The 16,040-nt window shown below is 70.8% G+C and carries 14 protein-coding genes and 1 rRNA gene; 13 read left to right on the forward strand and 2 right to left on the reverse strand.

All coding sequences use genetic code 11. The features are described from left to right. Positions 1-54: 54 nt before the first annotated feature. Both pheS and pheT read left to right on the forward strand, forming a co-directional pair. On the forward strand, positions 55-1,167 hold the full coding sequence (gene pheS / locus BM204_RS15075) for a phenylalanine--tRNA ligase subunit alpha (RefSeq protein ID WP_091114933.1): 1,113 nt from the start codon (positions 55-57) through the stop codon (positions 1,165-1,167). After that, positions 1,164-3,644, forward strand: coding sequence for a phenylalanine--tRNA ligase subunit beta (gene pheT / locus BM204_RS15080; RefSeq protein WP_091114934.1), 2,481 nt, complete (start codon positions 1,164-1,166; stop codon positions 3,642-3,644). The genes pheS and pheT overlap by 4 nt, the downstream gene beginning before the upstream one ends. 21 nt (positions 3,645-3,665) lie before the next feature. On the opposite strand, the gene mgrA is transcribed toward pheT, so the two are convergent. Next, positions 3,666-4,712, reverse strand: a complete 1,047-nt coding sequence (gene mgrA / locus BM204_RS15085; RefSeq protein WP_091114935.1) for an L-glyceraldehyde 3-phosphate reductase — start codon at positions 4,710-4,712, stop codon at positions 3,666-3,668. A 12-nt stretch (positions 4,713-4,724) separates the two neighbouring features. Next, complete coding sequence (locus BM204_RS15090; RefSeq protein ID WP_091114936.1) at positions 4,725-5,519, reverse strand: maleylpyruvate isomerase family mycothiol-dependent enzyme; 795 nt, start codon at positions 5,517-5,519, stop codon at positions 4,725-4,727. Positions 5,520-5,607: 88 nt separating this feature from the next. Between BM204_RS15090 and argC the strand changes: the two genes are divergently transcribed. From argC to BM204_RS15145, 11 genes are all read left to right on the forward strand, one after another. After that, on the forward strand, positions 5,608-6,642 hold the full coding sequence (argC, locus tag BM204_RS15095; protein WP_218031236.1) for an N-acetyl-gamma-glutamyl-phosphate reductase: 1,035 nt from the start codon (positions 5,608-5,610) through the stop codon (positions 6,640-6,642). Beyond that, positions 6,639-7,151 (forward strand): ACT domain-containing protein, encoded by a 513-nt coding sequence (locus BM204_RS15100; RefSeq protein ID WP_091114937.1) that lies wholly within the window; start codon positions 6,639-6,641, stop codon positions 7,149-7,151. The genes argC and BM204_RS15100 overlap by 4 nt, the downstream gene beginning before the upstream one ends. Beyond that, positions 7,148-8,299 (forward strand): bifunctional glutamate N-acetyltransferase/amino-acid acetyltransferase ArgJ, encoded by a 1,152-nt coding sequence (gene argJ, locus BM204_RS15105; RefSeq protein WP_091114938.1) that lies wholly within the window; start codon positions 7,148-7,150, stop codon positions 8,297-8,299. The genes BM204_RS15100 and argJ overlap by 4 nt, the downstream gene beginning before the upstream one ends. After that, on the forward strand, positions 8,296-9,258 hold the full coding sequence (argB, locus tag BM204_RS15110) for an acetylglutamate kinase (protein WP_091114939.1): 963 nt from the start codon (positions 8,296-8,298) through the stop codon (positions 9,256-9,258). The genes argJ and argB overlap by 4 nt, the downstream gene beginning before the upstream one ends. After that, a complete protein-coding gene (locus BM204_RS15115; RefSeq protein ID WP_091114940.1) occupies positions 9,255-10,433 on the forward strand; it encodes an acetylornithine transaminase in 1,179 nt (392 codons plus the stop codon). Before argB ends, BM204_RS15115 begins: the two co-directional genes overlap by 4 nt. Next, positions 10,427-11,359, forward strand: coding sequence for an ornithine carbamoyltransferase (argF, locus tag BM204_RS15120; protein ID WP_091114941.1), 933 nt, complete (start codon positions 10,427-10,429; stop codon positions 11,357-11,359). The genes BM204_RS15115 and argF overlap by 7 nt, the downstream gene beginning before the upstream one ends. Then, the gene (locus tag BM204_RS15125; RefSeq protein ID WP_091114942.1) at positions 11,356-11,922 is read left to right on the forward strand and encodes an arginine repressor; all 567 of its coding nucleotides are present in this window, start codon (positions 11,356-11,358) and stop codon (positions 11,920-11,922) included. The genes argF and BM204_RS15125 overlap by 4 nt, the downstream gene beginning before the upstream one ends. Continuing rightward, entirely contained in the window at positions 11,919-13,349 is a 1,431-nt protein-coding gene (gene argG, locus BM204_RS15130; RefSeq protein WP_091114943.1) for an argininosuccinate synthase, read from the forward strand. The genes BM204_RS15125 and argG overlap by 4 nt, the downstream gene beginning before the upstream one ends. Beyond that, complete coding sequence (argH, locus tag BM204_RS15135) at positions 13,349-14,785, forward strand: argininosuccinate lyase (protein ID WP_091114944.1); 1,437 nt, start codon at positions 13,349-13,351, stop codon at positions 14,783-14,785. The genes argG and argH overlap by 1 nt, the downstream gene beginning before the upstream one ends. A gap of 3 nt (positions 14,786-14,788) precedes the next feature. Then, positions 14,789-15,397, forward strand: coding sequence for a DNA-3-methyladenine glycosylase (locus BM204_RS15140; protein WP_246166252.1), 609 nt, complete (start codon positions 14,789-14,791; stop codon positions 15,395-15,397). 465 nt (positions 15,398-15,862) lie between these two features. Continuing rightward, positions 15,863-16,040 (forward strand): 16S ribosomal RNA (locus tag BM204_RS15145); the annotation flags it as partial.

Genomic DNA, 16,040 nt, shown 5'->3' on the forward strand with positions numbered 1-16,040 from the left:
GTCGGGGGGAACCCGTTCACGCGGGACCGCAGGACCTTCCTAGACTTGCTTCTCGTGTCAGGACCCAACACCGACTACGACCCCGTGGAGGTCAGTACCTTGCAGCCCGAAGAGGTCGAGGCAGCCCGCGACGCCGCCCTCGCGGCAATCGCCGAGGCGAGCGACCTCGAGGCGCTCAAGCAGGCCCGCACCGACCATGCGGGCGACCGCTCGCCGCTCGCGCTGGCCAACCGCGAGATCGGCGCCCTGCCGCCCCAGGCGCGCAAGGACGCGGGCCAGCGCATCGGTCAGGCCCGAGGCGCGGTCAACCAGGCGTTCGCTGCCCGCCAGACGGTGCTCGAGGCCGAGCAGGAGGAGCGGATGCTGGTCGAGGAGATCGTCGACGTCACGCTCCCGAGCGACCGCGTGCCCACCGGCGCCCGTCACCCGATCACCACAGGCTCGGAGCTGATCGCCGACATCTTCGTCGCCATGGGCTGGGAGGTCGCCGAGGGCCCCGTCCTGGAGGCGGAGTGGCTCAACTTCGACGCGCTCAACCTCGGCCCCGACCACCCGGCTCGCACCATGCAGGACACGTTCTGGACCGACCCGTCCGACGACGCGATGGTCCTGCGCACCCATACCTCGCCGGTCCAGGCACGCACCATGCTCACGCGGACACCCCCGATCTACGTCGTGTGCCCGGGCCGGGTCTTCCGCACCGACGAGTACGACGCCACGCACAGCCCGGTCTTCCATCAGGTCGAGGGCCTCGCGATCGACGAGGGCATCTCGATGGCCCACCTCAAGGGCACCCTCGACCACTTCGCCACGCAGATGTTCGGCGAGGGCATCACGACGCGCTTCCGCCCGTCGTACTTCCCCTTCACCGAGCCCAGCGCCGAGGTCGACCTGATCTGCTTCGTCTGCCGCGGGACCGGGCTCGACGGGGCGGGCAGCGAGAGCTGCCGCACGTGCCGGGGCGAGGGCTGGATCGAGTGGGGAGGCTGCGGCGTCGTCAACCCGCGGGTGCTGGCCGCCTGCGGCGTCGACAGCGAGCGCTACAGCGGCTTCGCCTTCGGCATGGGCATCGACCGCACGCTGATGTTCCGCCACGGCGTCGAGGACCTCCGCGGCTTCTTCGAGGGCGACATCCGCTTCACCACGACCTTCGGGAGCGACCTGTGAAGACCTCCGTCTCCTGGATCAAGGACTACGTCGACCTCCCGGCTGACGTCACGACCGAGCAGCTCGCTGCCCGGCTGACCGCCCTTGGGCTCAAGCTCGAGGCGATCGAGAAGCCCGGTGACCAGATCACCGGCCCGCTCGTGATCGGCCGGGTGCTCACGATGGAGCCCGAGCCGCAGAAGAACGGCAAGACCATCAACTGGTGCACCGTCGACGTCGGTGACGCCAACGGCACCGGGGAGCCCCAGGGCATCGTCTGCGGGGCGCACAACTTCGCCCCCGGAGACCTGGTCGTCTGTGTCCTGCCCGGGGGAGTGCTCCCGGGCGACTTCGCGATCTCCGCCCGCAAGACCTACGGCCACCTCTCGGCCGGCATGATCTGCTCCTCGCGCGAGCTGGGTCTCGGCGGGGATCACGACGGCATCATCGTGCTCCCCGCCGACGCCGGTGAGCCGGGGCAGGACGCCTTCGCCGTGCTCGGCCTCTCCGACGAGGTCATCGAGTTCGAGATCAACCCCGACCGCGCCTACGCGCTCTCCCTGCGCGGGATCGCTCGCGACGCCGCGCTCGCCTTCGACGCGCCGTTCCGCGACCCGGCCGCCCGCGAGGTCCCGCCCGCCGACGGCGCCGGCCACCCGGTCGTCGTCGACGACCCCACCGGCTGCCCGGTCTTCGTCGCCCGCACGGTGAGCGGCGTCGACCCGGCCGCGCCCACTCCCGACTGGATGGTGCGCCGGCTGACCCAGGCCGGCATGCGTCCGATCTCGCTGGCCGTCGACGTCACCAACTACGTGATGCTCGAGATCGGCCGCCCGATCCACGGCTACGACGCCGACAAGCTCACGGGAGCGATCCGCGTCCGCCGCGCGCAGGCGGGGGAGCGGCTGACCACCCTCGACGGCACCGACCGCGCGCTGTCACCAGAGGACCTCGTCGTCACCGACGACTCCGGCATCATCGGCCTCGGCGGCGTCATGGGCGGGGAGTCGACCGAGCTGTCCTCGACGACGACCCGCATCCTGGTCGAGTCGGCGCACTGGGACGCCACCTCGATGTTCCGCACCGGCAAGCGCCACAAGCTGACCTCCGAGGCCGGCAAGCGCAACGAGCGCGGCGTCGACCCCGTCGTCTGCGAGGCGGCCGCGGACCGTGTCGTCGAGCTCCTCATCGCCCACGGCGGCGGCACGGCCGAGCAGGGCGTCACCGTCGTCGGCACCCCGCCGGCCGCGCCGTCCATCACCATCGCCTACGACCTCTCGGCGCGGATCACCGGCATCGAGATCGATGCCGACACCGTCGTCACCCACCTCGAGGCGGTCGGCTGCACCGTGGTGCGTGAGCCCGAGACACTGATCGCCACCGCACCGACCTGGCGCCCTGACCTGACCGACCCCTACGACCTCGTCGAGGAGGTCGCCCGGGTCGTCGGCTATGACCAGGTTCCCTCCGTGCTGCCTCGCGAGGCGGCCGGTCGTGGCCTGAGCCGCGAGCAGCGGCTGCGACGCCGGATCGGCCGGCTGCTCGCCGGAGCCGGCTGCGTCGAGGTGATCAGCTTCCCGTTCGTGGGAGACGCGACGTTCGACGCGCTGGGGCTGCCCTCCGACGACCTGCTCCGTCACGCGGTCCGGATCGCCAACCCGATCTCGTCCGAGGAGCCGTGCTACACCACGACCCTGCTGCCGGGGCTGCTCAAGGCCGCCGCGCGCAACATCGGCCGCGGTGCGCCCGGGGTGTCGCTCTTCGAGACCGGCAGCGTCGCCTTCCCCGTCGATCGCGGTCCCGCGCCGATTTTCGGCGTCGACCGGCGCCCCGACCTCGATGAGCTCGCCAAGCTCCTCGAGACCCTGCCCCTGCAGCCGCTCCACCTCGCGGTCGTCCTGGCCGGCGAGAGCGAGCGGGCCGGCTGGTGGGGCGAGGGTCGCACCAGCGGCTGGGCCGACGCCATCGCCGTCTCTCGACGCCTGGCCGACGACCTGGGCGTCGAGCTCGAGGTGCGCTCCGCCGTCCGCGAGCCGTGGCACCCCGGCCGGTGTGCCCGTCTGTCGGTCGGTGACCTGGTGCTCGGCCATGCCGGGGAGCTGCACCCGAAGGTCTGCAAGGCGTTCGGGCTGCCTGCGCGCAGTGCCGCCGTCGAGATCGACCTCGACCTGTTGATGCGCGTGGCCGTCGACGTCGTGACCGGTCCCGAGCTCTCGTCGTTCCCGGTCGCCAAGGAGGACGTCGCGCTCGTCGTCGACGACTCCGTCGCCGCGGTCGACGTCGGGGAGGCGCTCCGCGAGGGTGCCGGCGAGCTGTTGGAGTCGATCCGGCTCTTCGACGTCTACACCGGCGAGCAGGTGGGCGAGGGGCGCAAGTCCCTCGCGTTCGCGCTGCGGTTCCGGGCGGTCGACCGGACGCTCACCGAGGAGGAGACGAGCGCGGTCCGCGACAGCGCGGTCGCCGTCGCGGCCGAGAGGTGTGGCGCGGTCCAGCGCTGAGCCGGGCCGCGCCCGGTGGGCTCAGGCGTCCGAGGACGCCGCCCAGAGGTTGATGCCCGAGTCGACGGCGTCCTGCTCGATGGCGTCGAGCTCCTCGCGGGCGATCTCGAGGCGGTCCAGCACCGCCAGGTTGTCGTCGAGCTGGGCGACGCTGCTGGCCCCGATCAGCACCGAGGTCACCCGCGAGTCGCGCAGCGCCCACGCCAGGGCGAGCTGGGCCAACGACTGGCCACGCCCCTGCGCGATCTCGTGGAGCCGGCGCACGTGAGCGAGTGTCTGCTCGTCGAGCAGCGACGGGTCGAGCGACGTGCCCTGGGCTGCCCGCGAGTCCGCGGGGATCCCGTCGAGGTAGCGGTTGGTCAGCATCCCTTGCGCCAGCGGCGAGAACGCGATGCAGCCGACGCCCTCCTCCTCGAGGACGTCGAGCAACGAGGGCTCACCGTCCTCGACCCAGCGGTTGAGCATCGAGTACGACGGCTGGTGGATCAGGAGGGGCACGCCCATGTCCCGCAGCAGCGCGGACGCCTCCCGGGTGCGCTGCGCGGAGTAGGACGAGATCCCGGCATAGGTGGCCTTCCCCGACTGCACGGCCGTGGCCAGCGCCCCCATCGTCTCCTCGAGCGGGGTCTCCGGGTCGAAGCGGTGGCTGTAGAAGATGTCGACGTGGTCCAGGCCCATCCGGGTCAGGCTCTGGTCGAGCGAGCCGAGGAGGTACTTGCGCGAGCCCCACTCGCCGTAGGGCCCCGGCCACATGTCGTAGCCGGCCTTGGTCGAGATCACCAGCTCGTCGCGGTAGGGACGGAAGTCGTCCTGGAAGATCCGCCCGAAGTTGGTCTCCGCCGATCCGTAGGGCGGCCCGTAGTTGTTGGCCAGGTCGAAGTGCGTGACGCCGCGGTCGAAAGCGCGGCGCAGGATCGCGCGCTGGGTCTCGATCGGCTTGTCGTCGCCGAAGTTGTGCCACAGGCCCAGCGAGACGGCGGGCAGCTTCAGCCCGGAGCGGCCGCAGCGGCGGTAGGCGTGCGACTCGTAGCGGTCTGCTGCGGCGAGGTAGGGCGGCGGGGTCGTCATGCCCTGATCTTGTCAGTCCAGCGGGGTGCTGACGGCCGCCAGGAGTGCGTCGTACGCCGCACGGTCACCGCTGACGGTGAGGTCACCGTCGTCGCGTCGCTTCCACAGCCACGTGTCGAGGTCCACGGAGCGGCCACTCACGGTCGCGGACGCCTCCCCGGGGTCGGTCAGCACGAGGTGGGCGCTGTCGTGGTTCTTGCCGGATTCCGGGTTGGTCCCGAAGAAGAGGCCAGGACGCACCCACAGGTCGGTGGCCACGTCGGTCAGCTCGATGCGGACCAGGTGCTCGGACGGCTCGAAGCGGCCCCACGGCGGCGCCTGGCCGCCGTACATCACCTCGAGGAGCTCCGCGACGCCGTCGGCCGCGAGCGAGGGATCCAGGGGGGTGACGGCGCCGGCAGCCTGCTCTGCGTCGAGGCGGTGGATCAGCGCCTCGTGGGCCTGGCGACGGTAGGTGAAGCCCACGGTCTGCTCGGGTGCCCATGACCACGCCGGCTCGGTCGGGTCGGCGGCCTCGAGCTGGGCGACGAGGTCGGCCGAGCAGGAGTCGAAGTGCGTGAGCAGCTCGCTGTAGGTCGTCGGGCGCGCGGGTCTGACCGCCGACTCGTCGGGCGCGGAGGGCCGGGTCCGGACCGTGTGCGCCCAGAACCACTGGACCTCGGCGAGGTGCCACACCAGGTCGGCGGCGTCCCAGTCCGGGCACGCCGGGACCCTGGCCTGCGGGTCGCAGTCCGTGAGAGCCTCGCGGAAGCGGGCCGACTCGAGGCGCACGTGGTCGAGATAGGTCGGGAAGTCCAGACGCGTCATGCAGCGAACCTAGGGCGGCGCGCCGACACCCGTCACTGGATTTTCCGCGACCCCCATCGCACATGAACATGCATAAGCATGTATAGTCATGCACATGACGGTCTCAGTCGCAGTAGCCGGTGCCAGTGGTTATGCCGGGGGAGAGGTGCTCCGGCTCCTCCTCGGGCATCCCGAGGTCGAGATCGGCGCGCTCACCGCCGGCTCCAACGCGGGCGAGCTCCTGGGCCCGCTCCAGCCTCACCTCGTGCCCCTCGCCGGGCGCCGCCTCGAGGCCACGAACCTCGAGACGCTGTCCGGCCACGACGTCGTGTTCCTCGCTCTGCCCCACGGCCAGTCCGGCGAGATAGCCGCCCAGTTGCCCGACAGCACCGTGGTCATCGACTGCGGCGCCGACTTCCGCCTGGCAGACGCGGCCGCGTGGGAGCAGTTCTACGGCGGCAGCCACGCCGGCACCTGGCCCTACGGCCTCCCGGAGCTGCCCGGCCAGCGCGAGGTCCTCGCCGGCGCCACCCGCATCGCCGTCCCCGGCTGCTACCCGACCGTCTCGACCCTCTCGCTCGCCCCCGCCGTCGCCGAGGGCCTCGTCGACCCCGACGTCGTCGTGGTCGCCGCGTCTGGCACCAGCGGCGCCGGCAAGGCCGCCAAGACCCACCTGCTCGGCAGCGAGATCATGGGCAACGCCAGTGCCTACGGCGTCGGCGGCGTCCACCGGCACACCCCCGAGATCACCCAGAACCTCTCCCGACTCGTCGAGGGAACCGTCAGGGTGAGCTTCACGCCGCTGCTGGTCCCGATGTCGCGCGGCATCCTCGCCACCTGCTCCGCCGCGCTGCGCGGCGACGTGAGCGCTGAGCGTGCCCACGCGGTCTACACGAGGTTCTACGTCGACGAGCCGTTCGTCCACGTCCTGCCCGAGGGGCAGTGGCCGCAGACCCAGTCGGTGACCGGCTCCAATGCCGTGCACCTTCAGGTCACCGTCGACGCCGCGGCCCGCCGGCTCATCGCCGTCGGCGCCGTTGACAACCTCGCCAAGGGCACCGGCGGCGCCGCCGTACAGTGCATGAACCTCGCCCTGGGCCTCTCCGAAGGCCTGGGCCTTACCACCGTTGGGATCGCACCATGACCGAGACATCCGAGACACCCGAGCCCACGGGGACAGAGCCCACCGAGCCCGCCGAGGCCACCGAGACCGAGACCGAGGCAGCTGCGCCGGAGCGGGTCTTCACCCTCCAGCAGTTCCCCGAGAAGCTCGCGATCGTCAAGCTGCCCCCCGGGGCCGAGATCCCCGAGTGGGCAGAGTCGTCCTCGCTGTTCTCGATCACCGCCACGGCGACCGAGACCTCGCTCATCTGCGCCGGGCGCAACGTGCCCACCAAGCAGGTCGCCCACAAGGGCCTCACCGCGTTCGCGGTGATGGGCCAGCTCGACCTGACGATGGTGGGCGTGCTCGCCGACCTCCTCGTGCCGCTCGCAGAGGCCGAGCTCAGCGTCTTCACGATCTCCACCTACGCGACCGACTGGATCCTGGTGCCGGTCGCCAAGGCCGAGGTCGCGGCCGAGGCCTGGCGACGACGGGGCCACACCGTCGACCTCGCCGTCCCCGTCACGCCTCCCCGGAAGAAACGCTCATGACCATCACCTCACCCGCCGGCTTCCGTGCCGCCGGTGTCGTCGCAGGCCTCAAGTCCACCGGCGCCAAGGACCTCGCCCTCGTCGTCAACGACGGTCCCACCCATGACTCCGCCAGCGTCTTCACCGCCAACCGGTGCAAGGCCAACCCGATCCTGTGGAGCCAGGAGGTCGTCAAGGACGGCGTCGTGCGCGCGGTCGTCCTCAACTCCGGTGGCGCCAACTGCTACACCGGCCCCGACGGCTTCCAGACCACCCACGCGGTCGCCGAGCAGGTTGCCACGCGCGTCGGCATCGGTGCCGGTGACGTGGTTGTCTGCTCGACCGGCCTGATCGGCCTGGCCAATGACCGCGATCACCTGCTCGCCGGTGTCGACGCGGCATACGACGCCCTGGCGGCAGACGGTGGCAACGCGGCAGCCGAGGCGATCATGACGACCGACTCGGTGAGCAAGCAGGTCGTCGTCGAGGGCGCCGGCTGGTCGATCGGCGGCATGGCCAAGGGCGCGGGCATGCTGGCGCCGCAGCTGGCCACCATGCTCGTGGTCATCACCACCGACGCCGTCGTGCCGGCCGCCGACCTCGACCAGGCGCTGCGTGCCGCCACCCGGGTCAGCTTCGACCGGCTCGACTCCGACGGCTGCATGTCGACCAACGACACCGTCACGGTCATGGCCAGCGGCGCCAGCGGCATCACGCCCTCGCTGCCGGACTTCACCGAGGCCCTGACCCAGGCCTGCACCGACCTGGCCATGCAGCTCCTGCGCGACGCGGAGGGTGCCGACCACGAGATCGCGATCACCGTCCTCAACGCCGCGAGCGAGGACGAGGCCGTCGAGTGCGCCCGCAGCGTGGCCCGCAGCAACCTCTTCAAGGCCGCGGTGTTCGGCCACGACCCCAACTGGGGGCGCGTCCTGGCCAGCATCGGCACGACGCAGGCGACCTTCGACCCCGCCGACCTCGACGTCGCCATGAACGGCGTCTGGGTCTGCAGGAACTCCACCCCGGCCGAGGACCCCACCACGGTGGACCTCGAGCCCCGCGAGGTCAGCGTCACCATCGACCTCAAGTCCGGCGACGCCCGCGCGACCGTCTGGACCAACGACCTGACCCACGCCTACGTCCACGAGAACAGTGCCTACAGCTCATGACTGACCTGACCCCCGAGAAGACCCCCGAGAAGGCCCCCGGAAAGGCCCCCGGGAAGCCCGACCCGGCCAAGGCCCTCGTCCTGGCCGGAGCCCTCCCGTGGCTCAAGGCCTACCACGGCAAGATCGTCGTGGTGAAGTACGGCGGCAACGCCATGACCGACGACAACCTCAAGCGCGCCTTCGCCGAGGACATCGCCTTCCTGCGCTTCGCGGGCTTCAAGCCCGTCGTCGTGCACGGCGGCGGCCCGCAGATCTCCAAGATGCTGGACAAGCTCGGCATCGAGTCGGAGTTCAAGGGCGGCCTGCGCGTCACCACGCCCGAGGCGATGGAGGTCGTGCGGATGGTGCTCGTCGGTCAGGTCCAGCGTGAGCTGGTCGGGCTGATCAACGAGCACGGTCCCCTCGCGGTCGGACTCTCCGGCGAGGACGCCGGGTTGTTCACCGCCGAGCAGACCAACACCATCGTCGACGGCGAGGAGGTCGACCTCGGCCTCGTCGGCGAGGTTGCCAGCGTGCGGCCCGAGTCGGTGCTGGACCTGATCGAGGCCGGCCGGATCCCGGTCGTCTCCAGCGTCGCGCCCGACGTCGACGGTCAGGTCCACAACGTCAACGCCGACCTGGCCGCGGCCTCGCTCGCGGTGGCCCTGGGGGCCGAGAAGCTCCTGGTGCTGACCGATGTCGAGGGCCTCTACCTCGACTGGCCCAGCTCCGACGACGTCATCGGCGAGATCAGCCCCGAGGCCCTGGAGGAGCTCCTGCCGAGCCTCGCCAGCGGCATGGTCCCGAAGATGCGGGCCTGCCTGGAGGCCGTCCGCGGTGGCGTCAAGCGCGCCACCGTCGTCGACGGGCGTCAGCTGCACGCGGTGATCCTGGAGCTCTTCACCAAGGAGGGCGTCGGCACCCAGGTGTTGCCCGGGGTGGAGACCAAGACCCGCAAGGCGAGGGAGATCGCGACATGAGCGAGCCCACCTGGGGCGAGCGCTACGCCGGCTCGCTGATGAACACGTTCGGTCCGCCGAAGACCACGCTCGTGCGCGGCCAGGGCGCGCACGTCTGGGACGCCGACGGCAAGGAGTACGTCGACTTCCTCGGCGGCATCGCCGTCAACGCCCTCGGCCACGCCCACCCGGCGCTCGTCGAGGCAGTCTCGACCCAGATGAGCACGCTCGGCCACATCAGCAACTTCTTCGCTAGCGAGCCGCAGGTGGAGCTCGCCGAGAAGCTGCTCTCGCTGCTCGGTGCCCCCGGCAAGGTGTTCTTCACCAACTCCGGAGCCGAGGCCAACGAGGCCGCCTTCAAGCTCACCCGCCGCACCGGTCGCACCCACGTGGTCGCCGCCGAGGGCGGGTTCCACGGCCGCACCATGGGCGCCCTCGCGCTGACCTCCAAGGAGGCCTACCGTGCGCCCTTCGAGCCGCTCCCCGGCGACGTCACCTTCGTCCCGTACGGCGACCAGGACGCGCTCGCCGCAGCGGTCACCGACCGCACGGCGGCGATCCTGCTCGAGCCGATCCAGGGGGAGGCCGGTGTCGTCATGCCGCCGGACGGCTACCTCGCAACCGCACGGGCGATCGCCGACGAGCACGGTGCGCTGCTCTGGTTCGACGAGGTGCAGACCGGGGTCGGGCGCACCGGCCGCTGGTTCGCCCACGAGACCTCCGGCGTCACGCCCGACATCGTCACGCTCGCCAAGGGGCTGGCAGGTGGCTTTCCCATCGGGGCCTGCATCGGGGTCGGCGCCGCCGGCGCGATGCTCGAGCCCGGCAACCACGGCACGACCTTCGGGGGCAACCCCGTCGCGTGCGCCGCTGCCCTTGCCGTCATCGCCACGATCGAGTCCGAGCACCTCCTCGAGCACGTCACCGTCCTCGGCCAGAAGCTGCGCGACGGCCTGGCCGCCGACCCACGGGTCACCGAGGTGCGCGGTGAGGGACTGCTGGTCGGTCTCGACCTGTCAGCGCCCGTCTCGGCCCACGTGGCGGCTGCCGCGATGGCCCACGGCTTCATCATCAACAACCCGACCCCGGGCCGGATCCGCCTGGCCCCACCGCTCGTCCTGACGACCGACGACGTGGACGCGCTGCTCGCGGCCTGGCCCGCGATCCTCGACGACGCGATGGCGGCTGGATCGTGAGGCATCTCCTCGCCGACGACGACCTCAGCCCGGCCGAGCAGGCCGAGGTGCTGCGCCTCGCGGCGGAGCTGAAGGCTGCGCCCTTCAGCGCCCAGCCGCTGGCGGGTCCCCACACCGTGGCGATGATCTTCGACAAGCCGACCCTGCGCACCCAGTCGTCGTTCGCGGCCGGGGTGGTCGAGCTCGGCGGCCACGCCATGCTGGTCGACGGGCACCTCGCCGGCATCGGTGTGCGCGAGTCGGTCGCCGACGTGGCCCGCATCCTGGGTCGCCAGGCTGCGGTCGTCGTCTGGCGCACCTACGCGCAGGCCAAGCTGGAGGAGATGGCGGCCTACGCCGGCGTCCCGGTCGTCAACGCTCTCACCGACGACTTCCACCCCTGCCAGCTGCTCGCCGACCTGATGACCATCCAGGAGCACAAGGGCGACCTCGCCGGCCTCCGAGTCGCCTTCGTCGGCGATGCGGCCTGCAACATGGGCAACTCCTGGCTCCTCGCCGGCGCCACAGCCGGCATGCACGTCGTGCTCAGCGGCCCCGAGGGCTACCTCCCCGAGGACCACATGTTCACCCGTGCGGCGGCCATCGCGGCGACCACCGGGGGATCGGTGCGCGGCGAGGCCGACGCCGTCGCAGCCGTGACCGGTGCCGACGTCGTCGTGACCGACACCTGGGTCTCCATGGGCAAGGAGGACGAGGCAGCCTCCCGCGAGGCGGCCTTCGCTCCCTGGTCGGTGACCACCGAGCTGCTCGCCCACGCCGACCCGGAGGCGATCGTCCTGCACTGCCTCCCGGCCTACCGCGGCAAGGAGATCGCCGCGGACGTCCTCGACGGCCCGCGCTCGGTGGTCTGGGACGAGGCCGAGAACAGGCGTCATGCCCAGAAGGCCGCGCTGGTCTTCCTACTCGGGGCATCGGGTGCGCCATGACCGAGGCGATGCGACCCACGACCAAGAACGCCCGGCACCAGCTGATCATCGAGCTGGTGACGCATCACGAGGTGCACTCGCAGGGTGAGCTGGCCGACCTCCTAGCGGCAGACGGCGTCCACGTCACCCAGGCGACGCTCTCGCGTGACCTCGTCGAGCTCGACGCCGTCAAGGTGCGCTCGACCTCCGGCCCGCTCGTCTACGCCGTGCCCGGCGAGGGCGGCGATCGTCGGCCTTCGGCGCCGGGGGAGACCCAAGCAGCCGTGCAGCGCCTCTCGCGGCTCTGCAGTGAGCTGCTCGTCAGCGCCGACTCCTCGGCCAACCTCGCCGTCCTGCGCACGCCTCCCGGTGCCGCGCAGTTCCTGGCGTCGGCCTTCGACCGGGCCGAGCTGCCCGACGTCCTCGGCACCATCGCCGGCGACGACACCGTCCTCGTCATCAGCCGCAACCCGGACGGCGGGGCCGACCTGGCCCGCCGCTTCCTGGCCCTGGCCGACGTCCACCAGTCCACCCCCACGGTCGATCTCCACTCGGCCACCTCGCACCTGAAGGAATCCTCGTGAGCAAGGTCCTGACCTCCCTCCCCGTCGGCGAGCGCGTCGGCATCGCGTTCTCCGGTGGCCTCGACACCTCCGTCGCCGTCGCCTGGATGCGTGAGAAGGGTGCCGTTCCCTGCACCTACACAGCCGACATCGGCCAATACGACGAGCCCGACATCTCGGGCGTCCCCGGCCGGGCCATGGCCTACGGCGCGGAGCTGGCCAGGTCCGTCGACTGCCGGCCCCAGCTGGTCGAGGAAGGCCTCGCGGCGCTGGCGTGCGGCGCGTTCCACATCCGCTCCGGCTCGCGCACCTACTTCAACACCACGCCCCTGGGCCGCGCCGTGACCGGCACGATGCTGGTGCGTGCCATGCACGAGGACGGCGTCGACATCTGGGGCGACGGCTCGACCTTCAAGGGCAACGACATCGAGCGGTTCTACCGCTACGGCTTGCTCGCGAACCCCGACCTGCGCATCTACAAGCCGTGGCTCGACGCCGACTTCGTCCACGAGCTCGGCGGCCGCACCGAGATGAGCCAGTGGCTCACCGAGCGCGGTTTGCCCTACCGCGACAGCCACGAGAAGGCCTACTCCACCGACGCCAACATCTGGGGCGCCACCCACGAGGCCAAGACCCTCGAGCACCTCGACGTCTCGCTCGAGACGGTCCAGCCGATCATGGGCGTGAAGTTCTGGGACCCCAGCGTCGAGATCCCCACCGAGGACGTCACGATCCGCTACGAGGCCGGGCGCCCGGTCGCCATCAACGGAATGACGTACGCCGACTCGGTGGCGCTGGTCCACGAGGCCAACGTCATCGGTGGCCGCCACGGCCTGGGGATGTCCGACCAGATCGAGAACCGGATCATCGAGGCCAAGTCCCGCGGCATCTACGAGGCCCCGGCGATGGCGCTGCTCTGGATCGCCTACGAGCGCCTGCTCAACGCGGTCCACAACGAGGACACCATCGCCAACTACCACGCGGAGGGCCGCCGCCTGGGTCGCCTGATGTACGAAGGCCGCTGGTTGGACCCGCAGGCACTGATGATGCGCGAGGCCATCCAGCGCTGGATCGCCTCGCTGGTCACTGGCGAGGTCACGCTGCGGTTGCGTCGCGGTGAGGACTACACGGTCCTGCGCACCGCCGGGCCGGCGTTCTCCTACCACCCGGACAAGCTCTCCATGGAGCGCACCGACAACGCCGCCTTCGGCCCCACCGACCGCATCGGGCAGCTGACGATGCGCAACCTGGACATCGCCGACTCGCGCGCCAAGCTCGAGATGTACGCCGCGCAGCCGCTGGACCAGGGCCAGGTGCTGGTCGAGAACGGCACGCTGTTCGGCGAGCTGCCGGCTGGTGGCGCGGAGCGGATCACCGACAACCCGTCCGCACGTGACGCCGAGGACCAGGCGCTCGACTACGCCGCGATGGAGTCCGGGACCGACTGATGGGCGAGAGCGGCACCACCAACGAGGGCAAGCTCTGGGGCGGCCGGTTCGCCGGAGGTCCGTCGCCCGAGCTCGAGGCCCTGTCGCGCTCCACCCACTTCGACTGGCGCCTGGCGCCCTACGACCTGGCCGGCTCGCGGGCCCACGCGAGGGCGCTGCACCGCGCAGGGCTGCTCAGCGACTCCGAGCTGGTCGAGCTGCTGCGCGGGCTGGACGTCCTGGGGGAGCGCTTCGAGGCCGGCACCCTGCTGCCGGACCCCAGCGACGAGGACGTCCACGGAGCGCTGGAGCGCTTGCTGCTGGAGGAGGTCGGCGCCGACACCGGCGGCCGCATCCGCGCCGGTCGCAGCCGCAACGACCAGATCGCCACGCTGTTCAAGATGTTCCTGCGTGACCACGCCCGGGTCGTCGCCGGTCAGGTGCTCGACCTCGTCGAGGTCCTCGCCACCCAGGCCCGTGACCACCTCGGCCCCGACGGGCCGAGCGTCATGCCCGGGCGCACGCACCTGCAGCACGCCCAGCCGGTCCTCCTGGCCCATCACCTGCTCGCGCACGCCTGGGCGTTGCTGCGCGACGTCGACCGGATCGCGGACTGGGACGCCCGTGTCGCCGGCGACTCTCCCTACGGATCCGGCGCGCTCGCCGGGTCCAGCCTCGGTCTCGACCCGATCGGGGTCGCCGACGAGCTGGGCTTCAGCGGCTCCTCGGCCAACTCGATCGACGGCACGTCCTCGCGCGACTTCGTCGCGGAGCTGGCGTTCGTCACCGCTCAGGTCGGAGTCGACGTGAGCCGCCTGGCGGAGGAGGTCATCCTCTGGTCGACCCGGGAGTTCGACTTCGTGGCGCTCCACGACTCCTGGTCGACGGGCTCGAGCATCATGCCGCAGAAGAAGAACCCCGACATCGCCGAGCTGGCTCGGGGAAAGGCAGGTCGTCTCATCGGCAACCTGACCGGCTTGATGGCGACACTCAAGGCTCTGCCCCTGGCCTACAACCGCGACCTCCAGGAGGACAAGGAGCCGGTCTTCGACTCCATCGACACCCTCGAGGTGCTGCTGCCGGCCTTCACAGGCATGGTCGCCACCTTGACGTTCAACACCCCACGCCTGGCCGAGCTGGCGCCCCAAGGCTTCTCCCTGGCCACCGACATCGCCGAGTGGCTCGTCCGTGCGGGCACGCCCTTTCGGATCGCCCACGAGGTCGCAGGGGCCTGCGTACGCCGTTGCGAGGAGCTCGGCATCGAGCTCCACGAGCTGACCGACGAGCAGTTCGCCGAGATCTCACCGACCCTGACCCCCGGCGTGCGTGAGGTCCTGACGGTGGAGGGCTCGGTGTCGTCCCGCAACGGGCGCGGGGGCACCGCTCCCGTCCGGGTCCGCGAGCAGCTCGACGAGCTCCTCACCCGGGCTGCTGCCCAGCGCGAGCACCTGGCCTGAGTCGTGTCCCGCGACCTGCGCGAGATCCTGTCGAGACAGGCGTCGGAGGTGGCGCCCGACCTGCTCGGCTGGCGGCTCAGCCACACCACCGACGAGGGGACCGTCACCGTCGCGCTCACCGAGGTGGAGGCCTACCACGGCGCGGACGACCCAGCCAGCCATGCGTTCCGCGGCCCGACGCCACGCAACCGCGTGATGTTCGGGCTCGCCGGCCACCTCTACGTCTACCGCTCCTACGGCATCCACTGGTGCGCCAACGTGGTGACGGGGGAGGGCGGCACGGCCTCAGCGGTCCTCCTGCGCGCGGGGCGAGTCACCGAGGGCAACGACGTCGTACGTCGCCGCAGGGGGGAGCGAACCGCGGAGTGCTGCTGGGCCCGCGGCCCGGGCTGCCTGGGGCAGGCGCTCGGTCTGACGGGGGGACACAGCGGCGTCGACCTGCTGGGGGACGGGGCTCTCGTGCTGCGTCCGGGCGCGCGGACGCTACCTGGCACCCGCGCCACCGGTCCACGGGTGGGGGTGAGCCGCGCAGCCGACGTGCCGTGGCGCTTCTGGCTAGCTGGAGAGCCCTCCGTGAGCGCCTACCGGCGCGCACCGACCGCGTCCACCTAGTCCGCGACGAGCTATTTGGTGTGTCCCCGCTCACATCGACGGCTGCAGGATCGGTCGGCCGCGGCGGCGACCGCAGCGCCTGGCGCCTCGGGAGGTGACCGATCTGGACAAGTTTCGGACCAGGCGCCAAGCCCTCTGACCTGCGCAAACTCGAAAACCACGCGCCGTGCCCGGGCCACGCCGGGCCTGGGAGGCCACCCCCGAGTTGACGGCCCCTGGCCTTGCACGTAATGTTCTCCGGGTTGCCCCAGCCGGGCCCGAAAGGGCCAGAAGGCGGAGAGCGACAGCCCCAGGCTAGGACCGGAGACGGTCCCTGTTCGGTGTGCGTCTGATCTTTGAGAACTCAACAGTGTGTCATAGTCGATGAATTAGTTTGTATGCCCTTATGTCAAAGTTTGGGTTGTTTTTTCGGCATTAGATAGATCTGGCAATTGTCAGTTTTGTTTTTTGTCAGTGATGGAATTTTCTACGGAGAGTTTGATCCTGGCTCAGGACGAACGCTGGCGGCGTGCTTAACACATGCAAGTCGAGCGGTAAGGCCCTTTCGGGGGTACACGAGCGGCGAACGGGTGAGTAACACGTGAGTAATCTGCCCTTCACTTGGGGATAAGCTTCGGAAACGGGGTCTAATACCTGATACGAC

It is taken from the genome of Nocardioides psychrotolerans, assembly GCF_900113685.1.
Taxonomy (GTDB): domain Bacteria; phylum Actinomycetota; class Actinomycetes; order Propionibacteriales; family Nocardioidaceae; genus Nocardioides; species Nocardioides psychrotolerans.

Excerpts from the sequence above, each read along its gene's own strand:
- BM204_RS15100 (WP_091114937.1), top strand. The coding sequence starts at position 6,639 with ATGACCGAGACATCCGAGACACCCGAGCCCACGGGGACAGAGCCCACC.
- argB (WP_091114939.1), top strand. The coding sequence starts at position 8,296 with ATGACTGACCTGACCCCCGAGAAGACCCCCGAGAAGGCCCCCGGAAAG.
- argJ (WP_091114938.1), top strand. The coding sequence starts at position 7,148 with ATGACCATCACCTCACCCGCCGGCTTCCGTGCCGCCGGTGTCGTCGCA.
- mgrA (WP_091114935.1), bottom strand. The coding sequence starts at position 4,712 with ATGACGACCCCGCCGCCCTACCTCGCCGCAGCAGACCGCTACGAGTCG.
- BM204_RS15090 (WP_091114936.1), bottom strand. The coding sequence starts at position 5,519 with ATGACGCGTCTGGACTTCCCGACCTATCTCGACCACGTGCGCCTCGAG.
- BM204_RS15125 (WP_091114942.1), top strand. The coding sequence starts at position 11,356 with ATGACCGAGGCGATGCGACCCACGACCAAGAACGCCCGGCACCAGCTG.
- BM204_RS15115 (WP_091114940.1), top strand. The coding sequence starts at position 9,255 with ATGAGCGAGCCCACCTGGGGCGAGCGCTACGCCGGCTCGCTGATGAAC.
- argH (WP_091114944.1), top strand. The coding sequence starts at position 13,349 with ATGGGCGAGAGCGGCACCACCAACGAGGGCAAGCTCTGGGGCGGCCGG.
- argC (WP_218031236.1), top strand. The coding sequence starts at position 5,608 with ATGCACATGACGGTCTCAGTCGCAGTAGCCGGTGCCAGTGGTTATGCC.